The sequence below is a fragment of the Amycolatopsis thermophila genome (genome assembly GCF_030814215.1).
Classification (GTDB): Bacteria; Actinomycetota; Actinomycetes; order Mycobacteriales; family Pseudonocardiaceae; genus Amycolatopsis_E; species Amycolatopsis_E thermophila.
The window spans coordinates 6715641-6734112 of the sequence record NZ_JAUSUT010000001.1 but is presented as its reverse complement, the minus strand read 5'-3'; the positions used below and the strand labels follow the sequence as shown (position 1 = coordinate 6734112).

21 protein-coding genes are annotated in these 18472 nt (G+C 70.6%); 15 read left to right on the top strand and 6 right to left on the bottom strand.

The annotated features are described in order from the left end of the window. The first annotated feature begins 37 nt into the window (after nucleotides 1–37). The 3 genes from FB470_RS32965 (at nucleotide 38) to FB470_RS32955 (ending at nucleotide 3163) form a co-directional block, all read left to right on the top strand. Nucleotides 38–1402 (top strand): MFS transporter, encoded by a 1365-nt coding sequence (locus FB470_RS32965; RefSeq protein ID WP_306997958.1) that lies wholly within the window; start codon nucleotides 38–40, stop codon nucleotides 1400–1402. Nucleotides 1403–1481: 79 nt separating this feature from the next. After that, the gene (locus tag FB470_RS32960) at nucleotides 1482–2459 is read left to right on the top strand and encodes an L-threonylcarbamoyladenylate synthase (protein ID WP_306997956.1); all 978 of its coding nucleotides are present in this window, start codon (nucleotides 1482–1484) and stop codon (nucleotides 2457–2459) included. A 149-nt stretch (nucleotides 2460–2608) separates the two neighbouring features. Then, nucleotides 2609–3163: a hypothetical protein gene (locus FB470_RS32955; protein ID WP_306997954.1), complete on the top strand. Its 555-nt coding sequence runs from the start codon at nucleotides 2609–2611 to the stop codon at nucleotides 3161–3163. Nucleotides 3164–3270: 107 nt separating this feature from the next. Here FB470_RS32955 and FB470_RS32950 read toward each other — a convergent pair whose 3' ends face one another. The 3 genes from FB470_RS32950 to FB470_RS32940 all read right to left on the bottom strand — a co-directional run bounded on the left by FB470_RS32950 (nucleotide 3271) and on the right by FB470_RS32940 (nucleotide 4593). Continuing rightward, nucleotides 3271–3669, bottom strand: a complete 399-nt coding sequence (locus FB470_RS32950; protein WP_306997951.1) for a nitroreductase family deazaflavin-dependent oxidoreductase — start codon at nucleotides 3667–3669, stop codon at nucleotides 3271–3273. Nucleotides 3670–3798: 129 nt separating this feature from the next. Continuing rightward, nucleotides 3799–3981: a hypothetical protein gene (locus FB470_RS32945; RefSeq protein ID WP_306997949.1), complete on the bottom strand. Its 183-nt coding sequence runs from the start codon at nucleotides 3979–3981 to the stop codon at nucleotides 3799–3801. A 36-nt stretch (nucleotides 3982–4017) separates the two neighbouring features. Continuing rightward, nucleotides 4018–4593 (bottom strand): hypothetical protein, encoded by a 576-nt coding sequence (locus FB470_RS32940; RefSeq protein WP_306997947.1) that lies wholly within the window; start codon nucleotides 4591–4593, stop codon nucleotides 4018–4020. A 285-nt stretch (nucleotides 4594–4878) separates the two neighbouring features. On the opposite strand from FB470_RS32940, the gene FB470_RS32935 reads away from it, so the two are divergent. From FB470_RS32935 to pqqE, 9 genes are all read left to right on the top strand, one after another. Beyond that, nucleotides 4879–6273 carry a DNA-binding protein gene (locus FB470_RS32935; RefSeq protein ID WP_306997945.1) on the top strand — a complete coding sequence of 465 codons (1395 nt, stop codon included), beginning with the start codon at nucleotides 4879–4881 and terminating at the stop codon, nucleotides 6271–6273. Between the two features lie 36 nt (nucleotides 6274–6309). Continuing rightward, a complete protein-coding gene (gene katG / locus FB470_RS32930) occupies nucleotides 6310–8556 on the top strand; it encodes a catalase/peroxidase HPI (RefSeq protein WP_306997943.1) in 2247 nt (748 codons plus the stop codon). A 294-nt stretch (nucleotides 8557–8850) separates the two neighbouring features. Then, nucleotides 8851–9312, top strand: coding sequence for an MSMEG_3727 family PQQ-associated protein (locus FB470_RS32925; protein WP_306997941.1), 462 nt, complete (start codon nucleotides 8851–8853; stop codon nucleotides 9310–9312). A gap of 15 nt (nucleotides 9313–9327) precedes the next feature. Further along, nucleotides 9328–11028: a PQQ-dependent dehydrogenase, methanol/ethanol family gene (locus FB470_RS32920; RefSeq protein WP_306997939.1), complete on the top strand. Its 1701-nt coding sequence runs from the start codon at nucleotides 9328–9330 to the stop codon at nucleotides 11026–11028. A gap of 46 nt (nucleotides 11029–11074) precedes the next feature. Continuing rightward, nucleotides 11075–11170, top strand: coding sequence for a pyrroloquinoline quinone precursor peptide PqqA (gene pqqA / locus FB470_RS32915; RefSeq protein WP_306997937.1), 96 nt, complete (start codon nucleotides 11075–11077; stop codon nucleotides 11168–11170). Nucleotides 11171–11225: 55 nt separating this feature from the next. Further along, nucleotides 11226–12119, top strand: coding sequence for a pyrroloquinoline quinone biosynthesis protein PqqB (gene pqqB / locus FB470_RS32910; RefSeq protein ID WP_306997935.1), 894 nt, complete (start codon nucleotides 11226–11228; stop codon nucleotides 12117–12119). A gap of 4 nt (nucleotides 12120–12123) precedes the next feature. Continuing rightward, on the top strand, nucleotides 12124–12837 hold the full coding sequence (pqqC, locus tag FB470_RS32905) for a pyrroloquinoline-quinone synthase PqqC (RefSeq protein WP_306997933.1): 714 nt from the start codon (nucleotides 12124–12126) through the stop codon (nucleotides 12835–12837). Nucleotides 12838–12842: 5 nt separating this feature from the next. Next, complete coding sequence (gene pqqD, locus FB470_RS32900; RefSeq protein WP_306999604.1) at nucleotides 12843–13136, top strand: pyrroloquinoline quinone biosynthesis peptide chaperone PqqD; 294 nt, start codon at nucleotides 12843–12845, stop codon at nucleotides 13134–13136. Continuing rightward, the gene (gene pqqE, locus FB470_RS32895) at nucleotides 13129–14235 is read left to right on the top strand and encodes a pyrroloquinoline quinone biosynthesis protein PqqE (protein ID WP_306997932.1); all 1107 of its coding nucleotides are present in this window, start codon (nucleotides 13129–13131) and stop codon (nucleotides 14233–14235) included. Before pqqD ends, pqqE begins: the two co-directional genes overlap by 8 nt. Here pqqE and FB470_RS32890 read toward each other — a convergent pair. The 3 genes from FB470_RS32890 to FB470_RS32880 form a co-directional block, all read right to left on the bottom strand. Next, nucleotides 14232–14771, bottom strand: coding sequence for a manganese efflux pump MntP (locus tag FB470_RS32890; RefSeq protein WP_306997930.1), 540 nt, complete (start codon nucleotides 14769–14771; stop codon nucleotides 14232–14234). The two genes, pqqE and FB470_RS32890, sit on opposite strands and share 4 nt — an antisense overlap. 315 nt (nucleotides 14772–15086) lie before the next feature. Continuing rightward, nucleotides 15087–15746, bottom strand: coding sequence for an HD domain-containing protein (locus tag FB470_RS32885; RefSeq protein ID WP_306997929.1), 660 nt, complete (start codon nucleotides 15744–15746; stop codon nucleotides 15087–15089). 50 nt (nucleotides 15747–15796) lie between these two features. Further along, a complete protein-coding gene (locus FB470_RS32880) occupies nucleotides 15797–16333 on the bottom strand; it encodes a TetR/AcrR family transcriptional regulator (protein WP_306997926.1) in 537 nt (178 codons plus the stop codon). A 72-nt stretch (nucleotides 16334–16405) separates the two neighbouring features. On the opposite strand from FB470_RS32880, the gene FB470_RS32875 reads away from it, so the two are divergent. From FB470_RS32875 to FB470_RS32865, 3 genes are all read left to right on the top strand, one after another. Next, nucleotides 16406–17440: an aldo/keto reductase gene (locus FB470_RS32875; protein WP_306997924.1), complete on the top strand. Its 1035-nt coding sequence runs from the start codon at nucleotides 16406–16408 to the stop codon at nucleotides 17438–17440. A 27-nt stretch (nucleotides 17441–17467) separates the two neighbouring features. Beyond that, complete coding sequence (locus FB470_RS32870; protein WP_306997922.1) at nucleotides 17468–17824, top strand: VOC family protein; 357 nt, start codon at nucleotides 17468–17470, stop codon at nucleotides 17822–17824. Between the two features lie 187 nt (nucleotides 17825–18011). Then, nucleotides 18012–18440 carry an organic hydroperoxide resistance protein gene (locus FB470_RS32865; protein WP_306997920.1) on the top strand — a complete coding sequence of 143 codons (429 nt, stop codon included), beginning with the start codon at nucleotides 18012–18014 and terminating at the stop codon, nucleotides 18438–18440. Nucleotides 18441–18472: the final 32 nt, after the last annotated feature.

The window sequence follows — 18472 nt, the reverse complement described above, 5'->3', positions numbered from 1 at the left end:
TCCGGTTCTCGCATCGCCGCGATCAAGGGAGGCCGACGTGGACGACGCCGTCACGCGCCTGGAGCAGGATCCGCCCACCGTGGGCCGCACGCCCGGCCGGGCTGCCGTGTCCTCGTGGATCGGCAGCGCGCTGGAGTACTACGACTTCTTCATCTACGGCACCGCCGCCGCGCTGATCTTCCCCAAGGTCTTCTTCCCCGCGGGCGACGCCACCGCCGCGACGATCGCGTCGTTCGCCACCTTCGGCGTCGCCTACGTCGCCCGCCCGGTCGGCTCCTTCATCCTCGGTCACCTCGGCGACACCCTCGGCCGCAAACGCGTGTTGCTGCTGACGCTGTTCGGCATGGGCATCGCGACGTTCCTCATCGGCGCCCTGCCCGGCTACGGCACGATCGGTGTCGCCGCCCCGATCCTGCTGGTCGTGCTCCGCCTGGTCCAAGGGGTCGCGGTCGCCGGTGAGCAGTCGAGTGCGGGCTCGACCACCCTGGAGCACGCGCCGCCGGGCCGGCGCGCGTACTTCACCAGCTTCACGCTCGCGGGCACGCAGTTCGGGCTGATCGTGGCGACCGCGGTGTTCATCCCGGTCTCCGCGATGCCGACCCAGGCGTTGCTGTCGTGGGGCTGGCGAATCCCGTTCCTGTTCAGCGCCGTGGTCACCGTCATCGCCTGGTGGATCCGGCGGTCCCTGCACGAGAGCCCGGAGTTCCTGAACGCGCGGGAGAAGCGCGCCGCGGCCAAGGCGCCGCTGGCGGTGTTGCTGCGGCACTACCCGCTGGACGTGCTCAAGGTCGTGTTCGCCGCGCTGGTGTCGGTGGCCAGCACGATCGTCAGCATCTACTCGCTCACCTACGGGGTGTCCACGATCGGCCTGTCCCGCAGCGCGATGCTGTGGATGATCATGCTGAGCAACATCGTCGCGCTCGCGGCCATCCCGCTGTGGGGACGCCTCGGCGACCGGTACGGCCGCAAACCCGTCTACGCCACCGGTGCGCTGGGCGTCGCGGTGTTGATCTGGCCCTTCATCTGGGCGGTCAGCCAGGGCAACGTCGCACTCGTCTTCGTGATCGGCATCCTCCTCTCGGGCGTCGTGTACAGCGCGTACGGCGGGGTCGGCTTCGCCCTGTGGACCGAGCAGTTCGGCACCGACGTCCGGATGTCCGGGGTGGCCGTCGGAACCCAGTTCGGGTTCGCCCTGGGCGGGTTCGCGCCGTCGATCGCGGCCGCCCTCGCCGGCCCGGGGCTGGTGAACTGGGTGCCCGTGGCCGCGCTGACCACCGGGGCGAGCGTCGTCGCCTGCCTCGCGATGCTCACCATGCGCGAGACCTACCGCACCCCGCTCGCCGAGCTGGGCCGGCGCTCCCGCCCCACCACGAGCGACGAGCAGCAGACGACCACCGCCTGACCGCGAGGGAGCCAGGCCGTCGGCCCGTGGCAGGAGGCACCGGGGTGGCCGACCTCCGGCACCTGGGAGAATTGCGCGCGTGACGGCGAGTACCAGTGACATCGACAAGGCGGCCGGTCTGCTGCGCGCCGGGCGCCTGGTGGCCTTCCCCACCGAGACGGTCTACGGCCTGGGCGCCAACGCCGAGGACGCGTCCGCCGTGGCGCGGGTGTTCCAGGCCAAGGGGCGGCCCCCGTCGCATCCGTTGATCGTGCACATCGGCGGCGCGGACCAGCTGGGGGACTGGGTCGCGGAGGTGCCCGCGACGGCGCGTCTGCTGGCCGAGCGCTTCTGGCCCGGGCCGCTGACGCTGGTCCTGCGGCGTGCTCGCCGGGTGCCGCTCGAAGCGACGGGCGGCCTGGAGACGGTGGCGGTGCGCGTGCCTGATCATCCGGTCGCGCTCGCGCTGCTGTCCGCCTTCGGCGGGGGAGTGGTGGCCCCCTCCGCCAACCGGTTCGGTTCCGTCAGCCCCACGATGGCCGATCACGTGCGGACCGAGCTCGGCGATGCCGTCGACTTCGTGCTGGACGGCGGTCCGTGTCACGTCGGGGTGGAGTCGACCATCGTCGACGTCACGGGCGAGACTCCGAGCGTCCTGCGGCCGGGCGGGGTGACGCGCGAGGACCTCGAAGCGGTGCTGGAGCGCCCGGTCGCGGTCCCGTCGACGAGCCACATCCGGGTGCCGGGTCAGCATCCCTCGCACTACGCGCCGCGGGCGCGGGTCGTGCTGGTCGAGCCCGAGAAGGTCGTCGTCGAAGCGGAGCTGGCGCAGGAGCGCGGGCACAAGGTGGGCGTCCTGCTGCCCCCTTCGTCCGGCGATGGCCCGGCGACGGCGCACGCGGTGGTGCCGGTTCCCGGTTCGATGGCCGCCTACGCGCGCCAGCTCTACGGATTCCTGCGGGAGCTCGATCAGCGGGGGTGTGACCTCATCGTCGCGTCCCTGCCGCCGGAGGAGGGGCTCGGACTCGCGATCGCCAACCGGCTGCGCCGCGCCGCCGGGCCCCGCCATGCGGAATGATCAGCGCTCCCTGATCCGTAACGCGGGCACGGCCGCCGCCGTCTCCGGGTAGGTACACGGCGAACGCCGGTCAACCGCGGAGGCACGGTTCAGCCACGACCGGTTCACAGCCCTCGGGGCGCTCCGCGCATCTCAGAGAGAGCCCTGCGATGAGCCAGCAGCCGATGCCGCCTGCGCCCGGAACCCCGACCACCTCCACCGCCCGCGCGGCGCGACGCTGGCCCTGGATCGTCGGCGTGGTCGCTGCGTTCCTCGTCGGTGTCGGCGCCGCCGGCGCGACCGTCCAGCGCCCGGTCGTCGACCAGACGTCCGCGGCAGGCCCGGCCACCGTCACGCGCACCGTGACCGTGCCGGCTTCGACCACCGCCGCCGCACCGGTCACGATCGTCAGCACGGTTACGGCCCCGCCGGTGACCGTGACGCGGACTGTGACACCGTCCGCCGCCGCGGCGGCTCCCGCCACCGGCGGGAGCGGCACCCTGAGCGACGGCGTGCACCGCATCGGCACCGACGCGAAAGCCGGCCGGTGGAAGACCGCCGGTCCCCGTGGCTCACTGGGCTGTTACTGGTCCCGCAACAGCAATGACTCCGGCGACTTCAGCGCCATCATCGCCAACGGCATCGTGCAAGGGCCGACCAGTGTGACCGTCAAGAGCGGCGAGTTCTTCGAACTCTCCGGCGGCTGCACCTGGGCCCACGAATAGCGCGCACCAACCACGCCTGCCGGGCTTCGGGTCGGCCGGAACTGGGCAGCAGGTCGTCGATCAAGCCCAGCCGTACTCTCGCGACACGGGCAGGAACTGTCTGCCGGTCAGTGCCCGGCCGGCTGCACCGTCAACCGCAGGTAGTCCTGCAGGGGCCACCGTCGGGCGAGTTCGCGGCGCAGGCCCGAGGTGCTGGCCAGCACCTCGTCCTTGCCGGCGAAGGCCGGCTCTGCGACGGCGAACGTTTGCCCCTTCCACACGAGCGTGCCGCCGCCGGCTTGGAGGTTGCGGATCCAGTCCGTGTGACGCCCCCAGGGCAGTCCGATGTAGACGGAGCTCGGCGTGGACCCGACGATCGCGATCGGGGTCCGGTACGCCCTGCCCGACTTGCGTCCCCGGTGCTGCACCAGAGCCCAGAGCGGCACCAACCGGTGACCCGCGAGCCGGGCGGCGATCTTGTTGAACCCTTGGGCGAAGGCCGGTGGACGGCGATTCTGAATGGTCATGCGTCCCAGTGTGCCAGATTTCCACAGCTGTTGAAATGAACGCTGAGGGCACTCTCAGCTACGACGCGCGCTCGCCGGAGAGCGTGCACGACGACGCGTGCGGCGGCAGCCGCCGGGCCACTCGCAAGGTCACTCGTCGATCGTGTTCTGCAGCCGGTATTCGATCCGGACGTCGCGATAGGGGACTCCCGCCTCGACTTGGTCCGGGAGGTTGGTGCGGTCGCTGCGCGTCGCTGACTGGTGGTCCGGCGTGCCGCTGAACCGGATCTCCGTGTGCGGTGTTCCGGCGAACCGCAAATCGTCGGCGCGCACGGTGGCGGAGAGTTCGATCTCGGGCGCACCCTCAGTTCAGGGCGGCTGCTCCTCCCGTCCCCGCAGCCGCTTGGGCCGGTCGGCGCGGGAACCGGTCGCCTTCCGGCCGCCGCCGCCGAGAACGCCTTCGACCAGCCGGCCCGAGGTGTCGAGGACCTTGTCCACGCCCTTGACGGCTTCCCCGGCGACGTCGGGGAAGCCCGCCACGGTCCCGGTGCCGCCACGTTCGGGTCCGGTCTCCGCTCCGCCCTCGCGGTCGGGTTCGACGAGGCCCGCCGCCTGCGCGATGATCTCCGGATTGCGGTCGACGGTGGTCAGCACCCTGTCGATGATCTGGGCAACGGTGTCCAGCCGGGCCTTGAGCAGCACCTCCGCGTCCACGCCCTTGATGTCGAGGTGGACCCCCGTCAATTCGGCGTCCACGCCCACGCCGAGCTTGAGCAGATCGAGGACTTCGGCCCGCAACGACACCCGCGCGCGAAGTGTCTCCACGTCGAGGGCGATCTCTTCGACCGCGAGGTGCGGCACGTCGAGCAGAACGTCGGGTTCGGCGTTGTCGGCGTAGTCCGGTGGCTCCTCTGGTTCTTCGGTGTCTTCGATCTCGTCCGCCATGCTGGCGCTCCACGGGTGAGGCGACGAACTGGAGTGTCACGTCATCGTAGGTCGGAGGTATGCCGGCGACACCTCGGCTTTCCTTCCGGTTGAACCGTTTGCTCCGGTGACTCTGCCGGGTTTTTCGGCCTACGCTGGGGCGTGCCGGTCCGTCACCGGGCCCGGCACGAGTGGCGAAGCCGAGGACGCACGACGCGGTGCGCAGCCGGTCGCGGGCGACAGCCGTGGCGCGGGAGGGCACGTACGCCGCCGGGCGTTGGGGAGGGACCGAGGGCGGTTTCCACCATGAGGGATGTACATCGGGTTGACGCCTTGCCGGGGAGCCCGGGCAGCGGCACCGTGCTGGCGGCGTGGAAACGGTTCGTGCAGGGCGAGGACCAGGTTCCGGGTGTCCGGCCCCTGGTGGCGATTTCGTGGTATCGCTGCCGGGACCAGTACCGGGTCGACCCGCACCTGACCGAGGTTCCGATGGCGGTCGAGGAGGCCGGGCATTCGCCCGAGCACGACGTCGTCTTCGCCGAGCTGGGTTTCCGTGCCGCGTCCGTGGCTTCTGAAGTGGCCAACGTGGCCGGGCTGGTCACGGTCACCGATGCCACCGGCCGGGTCCTGGCCGAGTGGGGCGACCAGGCCACGCTGTCCCGGGCCACCGAGGCGAACCTGGCGCCGTGGGCCTGCTGGTCGGAGTGCGCGGCCGGCACCAACGGGATCGGCACCGCGCTCGAGGCGCACGGTCCGGTCCTGATCAGGGGGCCGGAGCACTGGTGCCAGGCGTTCCACAACTGGGTTTGCGCTGGGGTGTCGGTTCGTGACGTGGTGACCAGGGCGCCGATCGCGGTCCTGAACGTGTCCTGCTGGCGCGGCCAGCTCCCGGCCGCCGCGGCGAGCTGGCTGGCGAACGCGGTCACCAGGGCCCAGTCCAGGCTGACCAGGCGCGCCCGGAACAGCGGCGCGGAGCTGGTCGCCGCGTTCACCCAGGCCAGGCCGCGCTCGCGGGCGGCGCTCGCCGCGCTGGACACCGCGGGCAAGGTGGTGATCGCGGACGAGACGGCGAGTGTGCTCATGGGTGTCCCCGCCTTCACCCCGGCGGTCGACCCGACGCTGCGGTGGAAGCCAGGGCTGCCGGAATTGATCGGAGCGGTCCGGTACGCCAGCCGGCAGGCGGATCGCAATCCCGACTGGGTCGGCTCGACGCAGATCTTCACCCACCTCGCCGACGAGCCGACCTCGCTCAGCATCCGGCCGGTCTTCCTGGCCGGGCACCTGATCGGCACCCTGGTCTCCTTCGGTGCCGCCGAGGGGGCTCAGTTGCCCTCGGCGGACGGGCCCGCGCACCCTCCAGCGCACCCGCGGCGGGTGGTCGCGACGCGGGGCAACCGCGTGGTGTTGCTGCCGCTGCCGGAGGTGTCGTTCGCGGAATCGGAGGGAAACGACGTGTGGTTGTCCACCGACCAGGGGCGGTTGCGGGCCGCGTCGGCGGGCCTGGACAAGTTCGAGGGCGAGCTGGCGGATGCGGGGTTCCTCCGGGTGCACCGCCGCTATGTGGTCAACCTCAGCCGAGTCCGTGAGATCGAGCGCGGCGGCAAGGGCGAGCTGTCGCTGGTGATGGACGACGGCACGAACCGGATGGTGCCGGTTTCGCGGCGGAACGTACCGGCCGTGCGGCGGGCCCTGGACATCTGAACTCCGCCGCACCACCATCGTTTCGGGAGGGTTCCCATGTCTGTCAGCCCGGACGCCGTCGCCGGCGGCACGCAGGTGGGGAACGCGGGCGGCCTCGGCCTCTCCGCCCCGGCCGAACCCCGCCGCCACCCTGCCGTGGGCGTGCGCCTGCGCGATTGGTGGCCGGACCGGCTGGACCTGTCGGTCCTGCGGAAACCGAGTGCCGTGGCCGGCCCCCTGGGCGAGGAGTTCGACTACGCCGCGCAGTTCCGGACGCTCGACCTCGATGCTCTGGCCAAGGACGTCGACGCGGTGCTGACGACGTCGCAGGAGTGGTGGCCGGCGGACTTCGGCCACTACGGGCCGCTGGTGATCCGGATGGTGTGGCACTGCGCCGGGACGTACCGCGCCCATGACGGGCGGGGTGGCCCGGCCGCCGGCCTGCAGCGCTTCGGGCCCGTGAACAGCTGGCCGGACAATCGCAACCTCGACAAGGCTCGACGGCTGCTGTGGCCGGTGAAGCAGAAGTACGGCCGCAAGATCTCCTGGGCCGACCTGATGGTCTTCGCGGGCAACCGCGCGCTGGAGACGATGGGCTTGCCGACCTTCGGTTTCGCCGGCGGCCGGGCCGACGTCTGGGAGCCGGACGAGGTCTACTGGGGGCCCGAGCGCGCCTGGCTCGGCGACGAACGCCACCGCGGCGTCCGGGAGCTGGACACGCCGCTGGCCGCCGTGCAGATGGGCCTCATCTACGTCAACCCGGAGGGCCCGAACACCGTCCCGGACCCGCTCACCTCGGCCCGCGACATCCGCGAGACGTTCCGGCGCATGGCCATGAACGACGAGGAGACCGTGGCGCTGATCGCGGGCGGGCACACGTTCGGCAAGACCCACGGCGCGGCGGATCCGGAACGTCATCTCGGCCCCGAGCCCGAGGGCGCCCCGATCGAGGAGCAGGGCCTGGGCTGGAAGAGCACCTACGGCACGGGAAAGGGCCGCGACGCCATCACCAGCGGCCTGGAGGGCACGTGGACGCCCACGCCGACGAGCTGGGACAACAGCTTTCTCGAGACCTTGTTCGGCTACGAGTGGGACCTGGAGCTGAGCCCGGCCGGCCTGTGGCAGTGGATTCCGCGGGACGGTGCCGGGGCCGGCACCGTGCCGGACGCCCACGACCCGGCGAAGCGACGCGCACCGACGGTCCTGACGACGGACCTCGCGCTGCGGTTCGACCCGGCCTACGAGCGGATCGCGCGGCGCTTCCTGGCGAACCCGGATCAGCTGGCCGACGCGTTCGCCCGGGCCTGGTTCAAGCTGACCCACCTCGACATGGGCCCGATCCACCGCTACCTCGGCCCGCTCGTCCCGCGGGAGCAGCTGCTGTGGCAGGACCCGGTTCCGGCCGTGGACCACCCGCTCGCCGGAGCGGACGAGGTGGCCGCCCTGAAATCCACGATCCTCGGTTCGGGGCTGTCGGTCGCCGATCTGGTGTCCACGGCGTGGGCGTCGGCTTCGACGTTCCGCGTCAGCGACAAGCGCGGCGGGGCCAACGGGGCGCGCATCCGGCTCGAGCCGCAGCGCACCTGGCGCGTCAACGACCCGGACCGGCTGGCGCGGGTGCTGCGCATCCTGGAGGGGATTCAGGAGTCGTTCAACGGTGCCCGGGCAGGGGGCACGAAGATCTCGCTGGCCGACCTCATCGTGCTGGGCGGGTGCGCGGCGGTCGAGCAGGCGGCCAAGATCGCCGGGTACGACATCGTGGTCCCGTTCACCCCGGGACGCACGGACGCCTCCCAGGAGTGGACCGACGTGGCGTCCTTCGCGGCGCTCGAGCCGGCCGCGGACGGGTTTCGCAACTACCGCGGGAAGGGCAGCCGTCTGCCGCCGGAGCACGCGCTGATCGACCGGGCGAGCCTGCTCGGCCTCACCGCGCCCGAGATGACCGTCCTGGTGGGCGGCCTGCGCGTGCTGGGCGCGAACTTCGCGCAGTCACCGCTGGGCGTGTTCACCGCGACGCCCGGCGCGCTGACCAACGATTTCTTCGTCAACCTGCTCGACGTGGGCACGCACTGGTGTGCGGCGGCCGGGTCTGGTGCGGAACCGGACACGTTCGAGGGCCGCGACCGGGCCACGGGTGAGGTCAGGTGGACCGGCAGCCGCGTCGACCTCGTGTTCGGCTCGAACTCCGAGCTCCGCGCGATCGCGGAGGTCTACGCGAGCGATGACGCCGAGGAGACGTTCGTCCCCGATTTCGTGGCCGCGTGGGACAAGGTCATGAACCTCGACCGGTACGACCTCGCCTGACCCTCCTTCCCGCGGTGGCGAATCCGGCACGAACGGCGGGCGCGGCGGGACGAACGGCAGAACGCGCCCGACGTCGCGCTCGCTCTTGTCGGCGCGATTCGGCCCGGCGTAAAGTTCTTCCTGATCGGTGATCTTGCATTTCCTGGGTTCAGTTTCGATGTTGTTTCAGGCGATCACAATCAGGTTCGCGCCTTCGAAATCTGCTACCGCGCGCGGCGGCCGGGGCAGTGCCGTGTCGCGCCGCGTGCTGCGTGTGCGAAGGAGATTCGGTTTTTCGATGAGGAGGTGAGCCCGATGACCACCGCGCAGGAGCGCGCCGACCTGTTGGACGAACTCGGGCTGGATGCGCAGAACAAGGCGGCATTGGGTCAGGTGCTGGGGACCGGAACCATCGGGCAGGCCACGGAGAGGGCCGATGGAAGCATGGAGGCGACCGTCCGGATCCGGCCCGACGAGATCAGCTGGGATCCTTCGATCCTGGTGCTGCCCCACGGCGGCGATCTCGAGCTCGAGCTCGTCAACGACGACCTCAACACGCATTGCGCGCTCCTGCCGAGCAATGGTGACCGCAAATTCATCTGGCTGGTCAACCATTCGAAAGGAAAGGCGAAGCTCAATCTCGACGGCCCCGGCTACTACTGGTTCAGTTCCCCCACCGGTAACGACGAGGGCCGCGGATTGACCGGTGCGATCGTCGTGCTCGGCGACGTGCCACCGGAGGCCCGCCTAGACCGTCCCGACCAGCCCCGGCCTTAGAAAGGAGCAGGCACCATGACCGTCGAATACGTCGACGCGGGCGAGGCCATCGACCAGGGCCGGCTCAGCGGCAAGGTCGCGGGTGGCGAAATCGCGCCGCCGGTGGTCCGCGACGTCAATTACGAGCGCATTCTGAACGCGCGGTCGGAACCGCAGAACTGGCTCACCTACTACGGCGCCTACAACGGGCAGCGCTACAGCCCCCTGGACCAGATCAACACGGAGAACGTCAACCGCCTCGGCCCCGCGTGGGTCTTCCAGGCCGGCACGACCGGGCTCATCGCGGGCGCGTCGACCTACTCGTTCGAGGCCGCCCCGATCGTGGTCGACGGGGTCATGTTCCTCTCCGGGTGGGACGGCTGGGTCTGGGCCCTCGACGCGAAGACGGGTGTCGAGATCTGGCGGTACAAGCACGCGGTCCCCTTCGACGTGTCGCTGTGCTGCGGGAACGTCAACCGCGGGGTCGCGGTGGCCGCCGGGAAGGTCTTCGTCGTCACGGCCAACGCCCATGTGCTCGCGCTCGACGCCACCACGGGCAAGAAGGTGTGGGACCAGACCTACGGTGACGTGCGCGCCGGGGAGAGCGCCACGGTCGCCCCACTCGTGGTGAAGGACAAGGTCATCGTCGGCAGCTCCGGCGGGGAGTTCGGGGTGCGCGGCCACCTGGACGCGTTCAACCTCGAGACCGGCGAGCACCAGTGGCGCTGCTACACGGTCCCGAAGCCCGGGGAGCCGGGCTCGGACACCTGGCCCGCCGACGGCGAGGCGTGGGCTCGCGGGGGCGCGAACTGCTGGATCACCGGCACCTTCGACCCGGAGACCAACCTGTTGTACGTGGGGACCGGCAACCCGGCGCCCGACTTCGACGGCGCAGTCCGTGAGGGCGACAACCTCTACACCGACAGCATCATCGCCGTCGACGTCGATTCCGGACAGATCCGCTGGCACTACCAGTGCACGCCGCACGACGTCTGGGACTACGACAGCATCGGCGAGTGCATCCTGTTCGAGTCGGACGGGCGCAAGCTGCTCGGGCACTTCGACAAGAACGGCTACTTCTTCGTCTTGGACCGCACGAACGGCGCGCTGGTCCAGATCACCCCGTTCGTGGACCGGATCACCTGGGGGGCGATCACGCGGGACGGCCAGGTGACGGCGAAGGTGTATCCCGACGAGGAGGGCGTGCCGGTTCACTTCTACCCCGGACCGGCCGGTGCCAAGGAATGGACCCACGCGGCCTACAGCCCCCGGACCGAGCTCTTCTACGTCCCCGTCCAGGACGTCGGGGCCACCGCCACCCGGCGGCGGCGGGAGTTCAAGGAGAGCATTCCGTACTGGGGCGCCGGTGTTCAGGTGGACATCGAGGACATGACGGGGAGCATCAGCGCGTTCGACGCCACCGGTGAGGAGAAGTGGCGCTGGCGCAACGAGCTCCCGATGTGCGCCTCGGTGCTGGTCACCGGCGGTGATCTGGTGTTCGCCGGCGAACCGTCCGGGGAGTTCAACGCGCTCGACGCCCGGACCGGGGAGCTGTTGTGGCAGTTCCAGTGCGGAAGCGGTCACCACAGCAACCCGACGACCTACATGGTCGACGGCAGGCAGTACGTCGCGGTGCCGGTCGGATGGGGCGCTTGGTCGGAGGGGTTCCTCCCGGGCATGCTCGGCGCCGGCCACGGAAGCGCGCTGATCGTGTTCGCCCTCCCGGAAACGTCGTAGTGCGGCGGGACGGCCGGCCGGAGTCTGGCGGAGAGGAGGTGGATCCGTGGAGTCTCAGCTCGGTGCGTGGGAGACGCCTGAATTCGAGGAGATCGCAGTCGCGCCGGAAGTGACGATGTACGTCGCTCAGATGGAGGACTAGCAGGACGCGGGACGGCGCCGGACACCCTCCGGCGCCTTCCAGCGGATGGAGTGCCATGGTGTTGCTGCGGGTGCTGGGCTCGGCCGCGGGAGGTGGCTCCCCGCAATGGAACTGCGGCTGCCCCGTGTGCGCCGCGGTCCGGTCCGGCGCCGGCCCGGCACGCACCCAGTCCTCGGCCGCGGTCAGCGCCGAGGGCCGGCGGTGGTTCCTGATCAACGCCTCGCCGGACGTGCGCACCCAGATCGAGGCGTTCCCCGCGCTGCGCCCGCGCGAGGACCGGACGACGCCGATCGAGGGGGTGCTACTCACCGACGCCGAGCTGGACCACACGCTCGGCCTGCTGTTGCTCCGCGAAGCCCGCGACGGCCTGGTGGTGTACGCCACCCCGGCGGTCCACAAGACGCTGCGTGCGGGCTCGGGGCTGTGGCGGATCCTCGAGCGTTATTGCCCGGTGGCGTGGCGGGCGGTGGTCCCCGGCGCCGACATGCCCCTGGCCGAGGGACTGTCCTGCCGCGCGTTCGACGTGCCCACCACGAAGCGGACCCGGTTCGGCCCCGGCCTGGACGACGGCCGTGTCGTGGGCTACCGGTTCACGGACGTGCGCAGCGGGCGGACGCTGGTGTACCTGCCGGGGGTGCAGGCGCTCACGCCGGCGGTGTGCGCGGAGATCCGGGGCTGCCACTGCCTGCTGATCGACGGGACCTGCTGGCGTGACGACGAGCTGGTACGGCTCGGTGTGGCCGGCAGAACGTCCCGGGAGATGGGCCACCTGCCGATCGACGGGCCGGACGGCAGCCTGGTGCAGCTGCCCGCGCTCGGTGCCGGGCGGGCGATCTTCCTGCACCTGAACAACACCAACCCGATCGTGCTGCCGGACACGCCCGAGCGGCGCATCGTGGAGGACCGTGGCGTGGAGGTGGCCGTGGACGGCCTCGAGGTCGAGGTGTAGGGCCATGACGGTGACCAGCGGGACGGCCGGCACGACGAGAACCGATGCCGACGGCTTCGTCGAGAGGTTGCGGGCCCACTCACAGCGCTATCACGACCAGCACCCGTTCCACGTGCGGATGAACGCGGGCGGCTTGAGCCGCCGCCAGATCCAGGGCTGGATCGCCAATCGCTTCTACTACCAGGAGAACATCCCGCGCAAGGACGCGGCGATCATCTCCAACTGCCCCGACATCGACGTCCGGCGTCGCTGGATCCGTCGGATCGTCGACCACGACGGCACGGCATCCGGCGAGGGCGGGATCGAGGCGTGGCTGCGCCTCGGCGAGGCCGCCGGGTTGACCCGCGCGGAGGTCCGGGACCACCGGCATCTGGTCCCCGGGGTGCGGTTCGCCGTGGACGCCTACGTGAACTTCGCGCGGTCCAGACCGTGGGTGGAGGCGGTGGCCTCCTCGCTCACCGAGCTGTTCGCGCCCGACCTGATGGCGCAGCGACTGGCCGCGTTCGAGCGGTGGTACTCGTGGATCGACCCGGCGGGCCTCGCGTACTTCCGCGCCCGCCTCGACCAGGCCCCCCGGGACTGCGAGCACGCCCTCGAGGTGGTCACCGCGTACTGCCGGTCGGCCGAGTCCCAGGCGCGCGCCGTCGAGGCGCTGTCGTTCAAGTGCGACGTCTTGTGGAGCCTCATGGATGCCATCGACCAGAGCTACCCGGAGTGAGCGCCATGGACCCGGTCACCGGGCACGAGGTGTCCACATCGGACCGTCCGCGGCTGGCGCGCCACGTCCGGCTGACCTTCAGCCGGGCCCGGCAGCGGCACGTCCTGCTGCACCCCGAGACGGTGGTGGTGCTCAACGGCAGCGGCGCGGCGATCGTCGAACTGTGCGACGGCGAACGTACCGTGGCCCAGATCGGGGCCGAGCTGAGCGCGCGCTACCACGAAGTTCGCTGCGACGAGGTGCGGCAGTTCCTGACCCGGCTCGTCGCCCGGCGTTGCGTGGAGGTCGGTGATGGATAGCCCCTTCGGTCTGCTGGCCGAGCTCACCTACCGCTGCCCGCTGGCCTGTTCGTACTGCTCCAACCCGCTGAACATCGCCGAGTACTCCGACGAGCTGGGGACCGACGAGTGGCTGCGGGTGCTGGCCGAGGCCAGTGAGCTGGGGGTGCTGCAGTGCCACCTGTCCGGCGGGGAACCGCTGCTGCGGCGCGACCTGGTGGACATCGTCGCGGGCGCCCACGACGTCGGGCTCTACACGAATCTCGTCACCAGTGCGCTGGGGCTCTCACGTTCCAAGGGCGAGCAGTTGCGCGCCGCTGGTCTGGACCACGTGCAGATCAGCATCCAGGCCGACGAACCCGCGGCGTCCGACGCGATCGCCGGGACCCCGTCCTTCCACCGCAAGATCGAGGCGATGCGCCTGGTCAAGGAACTCGGCTGGCCGCTCACCGTGAACGTGGTGCTGCACCGGTACAACATCGAGCGCATCGCCGCCGTGATCGGGCTGGCCGAGGAGGTGGGTGCCGACCGGGTGGAGCTGGCCAACACCCAGTACTACGGCTGGGCCTGGCGCAACCGCGACGCGCTGCTGCCGAGCCGGAGTCAGCTCGAGGCAGCGGAAACCGTCGTGCGCGCCGCCCGCGAGCGGTTGCGGGACCGCATGGAAGTCGTGTACGTCATCCCCGACTACTACAGCCGCTACCCGAAGCCCTGCATGGGTGGCTGGGCCTCCCGGCAGCTGACGGTGACGCCGAACGGTGACGTCCTGCCCTGCCCGGCCGCGCAGTCCCTGCCGTTGCCGCGGGCGAGTGTGCGGGAGGATCCGCTGGAGCGGATCTGGACCGGGTCCCCGGTGATGACCGCGTTCCGGGGGACCGGCTGGATGCCGGATCCCTGCCGGAGTTGTCCCCGGCGGGAGGTCGACTTCGGAGGGTGTCGTTGCCAGGCGTTCCAGCTGACCGGTGACGCCGCCCGCACCGACCCGGTCTGTCACCTGTCACCCGACCACGACCTGGTCGTCCGGGCCGTCGAGGCGGCCAACCTTCCCGCACGGGCGCGAGGTGTCCCGCTGATTCCCCGCCCACATGGCGTTGCCCGCCGGGCCCGTCCCGGGAGTTAGCCGCCGAACACCAACGGCAGCGCGGCGGCGGCGATGATCAGGGTGACGCCGCTCACCAGGTCCGAGCGGATCCGGATGAGGCGCGCCGCGGCCCGCCCGACCTGCAGTCCGATCAGCGACAACACGGCCGTGATGGCGCCGAAGACGGTGGCGGAGATCCACGGCGAGAGACCGAGGATCCCCAGGCTCGCCCCGGCGAACAGGTTGTCCAGGCTCAGGGTCAGCGGGATGCCGAACAGCGCCCACGGATGGTCCACTTCGTCCGGTGCGGGTTTCCGCAGGGCCGAGATGACGAGGTAGACCCCGTACGCGCCGAGTGCGGCGGCACCCAGCACGTCGGCGACGTCGCCGACGGACTCGCCGATCTGGTGACCGACCAACAGCCCGGCGAGGGGCATGACGGCGTCCCACAGCCCGAACGCCAGCGCGACCTGCACCGCGCGCTTGAGACCGAACGGGACGGTGCCGAGCGCGATCGAGACCCGGAAATTGTCGAGGCTGAGGACGAAACCGAGAGCCAGCACTTCCCAGATCATGGCGACGTCACTGCCCGACGACGACCGACGCGGGCAGGAACAACGCTGTGCCGGCTACCACCCGACATACCTGGAGATTGTAACGCAGACCGGTCCCGGGCCAACCCGCGAAAATCGTCCGGAACGGCCAGGTGTGCCACAACTTCGGCCAAGGGAAAACGGAATTCGAGAGATTGCTCTCCGCAGCCGGCGCTTCGGGACGATTCGGCTTCCTACGGTGGCGAAACAGCGACTGTCCGGTGGGCGAGTCCGACCCGCGGATGCGGACCGCGACCGGCGAGATCCGCGCCACCGTGGTTCACCGAGCCGGGCAGCTCAGGTGATCGATGCGCTTCCGGGCCGCGACCAGCCGCGGCGTTCACCCTCGTCGATCAACTCCTGGCCGGCCGCCCACAACGCCGCCGAAGCGTCCCCGATCACGGCCTTGCGCGCGCGGATGTCGTCGGCGGTCACGCCCGGGGTCCGCCACGTCCCGCCGCGTGCCATCCAGTTCAGCAGCAGCGGCTGGAGCCGGTCCACGGCCTTGGCGAAGCGGGCTTCCGGGGTCTGCCTCGCTTCGAACTCGTCCCACAGCGCGCGGAACCGGGCCGCCTGGTCCGCCGGCAGCAGCCCGAACAGCGTGCCGGCCGCGGCCGCCTCGCGTTCGCGCTGGTCGAGGCCCTTGCCGGCGTCGTAGAGCGGAGTGTCGCCGGCGTAGATCTCGACGAGGTCGTGGATCAGGACCAGCTCGATGGTGTGTCCGATGTCGACGTTCTCGTCCGCGTACTCGGCCAGGATCGCGACCATCAGGCCCAGGTGCCACGAGTGCTCGGCGTCGTTCTCCCGGCGGTCCGCAGCCGCCAAGGGCGACTGTCGCAGGACGGTTTTGAGCCGGTCGATCTCGATGAGGAACGTGAGCTGCTGCGCTAGCCTCGCGTCGATCGTCTCGGGTAACGGGTTCGTGTCGGCCAGCAGTCGCGGGGTGTCCTCATCCATGGCCTCACTGTCGCATCCAGCCTCAGGGACGCCGTTCCGGCGGTGCTTCCTCACGATTCGAGGATCGTGGTGAGAGCTGCGGTGAAGGGGGCTGGGTCGAGGTCGCCGCGCACGGCGAGTTGCTGGGTGTAGCCGTGGCAGAGGGCCACGAATGCTTCGGCGATGCGTTCGGCGTCCACCGGCTCACGATCGGGCAGGCGCGCGACGACCGCGGCGCGCAGGTCGTCCAGTTGCCGGCGGACGAGCGTGGCGAGCAGCGGGGAGACGGCGGCCTCGGCGTAGATCTGCGCGACCAGCCGGGCGTGGTCCTCCTCGCGGGCCAGGGTGCGGATGTGCTGGAGGAAGTCGCGCGCGGATCGGGCCGTCAGCTCGGCGGGCAGCTCCTGGCCGGCCTGCTCGCAGATGGCGGCGACGATCTGGTCCTTGCTCTGGAAGTACCGGTAGATCGCTCCGACGGACAGGCCCGAGGCTGCGACGAGGTCGGTCATGGACGTGCGCGCGAAACCGTGGGTGGCGAAGCGGGCGCGGGCCGCGTCGATGATCTGCTGCCGGCGTGCGTCGAGATGGGCTTGGCTGACTCTTGGCATAAAGAACGACCATTCGTTTTTTCTGGTAGCGTCCAGACCATACCCCAACGCCCACGTGCTTCAGGAGACTTCGTGCGTTATCAGATCTTCGGACGACAGAGCGGGTTGCGGGTCTCGGAGTACGTGCTGGGCACGGCCAACTTCGGGTCGGCGCCGGCGGCCACCGGCCTGGCGGGCGCCAAGTCGATCTTCGAGGCCTTCGTCGCGGCCGGTGGCACCACCTTCGATGTCTCGAACATCTACCAGAACGGCGAGGCCGAGGCCGTCCTGGGCGATCTCCTCGGCCGCGAACGCGACGACTTCGTGGTGATCACCAAGTACACCGGGAGCAGGCACGCCCAGATCCGCCCGGGGACGACCGGCAACAGCCGCAAGACCATGATCCGTTCCCTGGAGGAGAGCTTGCGGCGGTTGAAGACCGACTACGTCGACGTCTTCATGCCGCACTTCCCGGACGGAGTGACCCCGATGCCGGAGATCCTGGCCGGGTTCGAGGACCTGATCCGGTCGGGCAAGGTCCGCTATGCCGGATTGTCGAACTTCCCGGCCTGGCGGGTCGCGGGTGCCGCGGTCCGGTCGGAGCTGGGCGGGCATGCGCCACTGGCCGGCATCCAGACCGAGTACAGCCTGGCCGAGCGCTCCGCGGACCGGGAGCTCCTGCCGATGGCGCAGGCCCATGGGCTGGGTGTCCTCCTGTACTCCCCGTTGGCGGGTGGTCTGCTGACCGGGAAGTACCGGCGCGGCGAGCAGGGCCGCCTCAGTGCCCAGGCGACGGAAGGGGAGGGCTCCGCTGTGCTCGACGCGGTCCTCGCGGTCGCCGAGGAGGTGGGGACGGGTCCGGTCCAGGTCGCGCTGGCCTGGCTCTGCCGGCGAGCCGCCGAGGCCACGACCTCGATGGTCCCCGTCGTGGGTCCCCGCACCCCGGCCCACCTGGAGGGATACCTCGACGCCCTGGACGTCGAGGTCGGCCCGCACCACTACCGGCTGTTGGACGAGGTCAGTGCGATCCGGCCGGGCGCTCCCCACGAGGACACGACGGCCGCCCTGGCCCACGGCGTCGACGGCGACCGCGGTCTCCTCGACGTCCCGCTCGTCCCCGTGGTCTGACCGCCGGCCAATTCGATCTTCCCTGGAGTGTCCGTGCCCCGTATCGCCGCGATCAACCTCGACTGCGCCGACCCCGTCGCCCTGGCCCGTTTCTGGGCCGCCATGCTGGACGGTGAGATGGCGATCGAGACACCGGGCTTCTGTGCGGTCAAGACCGGCACGATGTACCTCGGTGCCGTCCGGGTCGACGATCACCGGCCACCGACCTGGCCGTCGAACGAGCGGCCGCAGCAGCTCCACCTCGACCTCGCCGTCGAAGACCTCGACGCCGCCGAACGCGAAGCGATCCGGCTCGGGGCCACCGCGGAGACGTCACAACCCGGCCGGGAACGCTTTCGCGTGCTTCGTGACCCGGCCGGCCACCCGTTCTGCCTGCGGGCTTGACATCCGGATACCGGCCCCGGGGCCGCTGTCCACATCGGAGTCGCGCGGACGACAGCGACGGGTCCTGTCCCACCGGCGAGAGGTAGAACGTTCGGTCTTGACACGGCCCTCCGGTGGCCTCATGATGGACTGAGATAGAACGTTCGGTATCGCGAAGCGTTTCGCGATCGAGAAGGGACTTCCCGTCATGAGCAAACCCCTGTACCTCGGCATCGCGACCTCGACCGGTGACGGCAGGGCGGGTGGGCAGGCGAGGTCCGACGACGGCCTGCTCGACATCACCCTGGCGATCCCCAAGGAGATGGGTGGTCCCGGTGGCGCGACCAACCCCGAGCAGCTGTTCGCGGCGGGGTGGGCCTCGTGCTTCCACTCCGCGCTCAAGGCCGTTGCCGCGCAGCGCAAGACCCGGGTCGCCGACTCCGCGGTCGTCGCCGAGGTGCAGGTGCACGCCACACCGGAGGGCGGGTTCAGCCTCAGCGCCGCGTTGCACGTCGAACTGTCCGGTGTGGACCAGGCGACGGCTGACGAACTCGTCGAAGCCGCGCACGCGATCTGCCCCTATTCCAACGCCACACGCGGCAACATCCCGGTGACGGTCGACGCGACCGTCGCCTGACACTCCGGCCGGACCGACGTGGGGCATCGGTC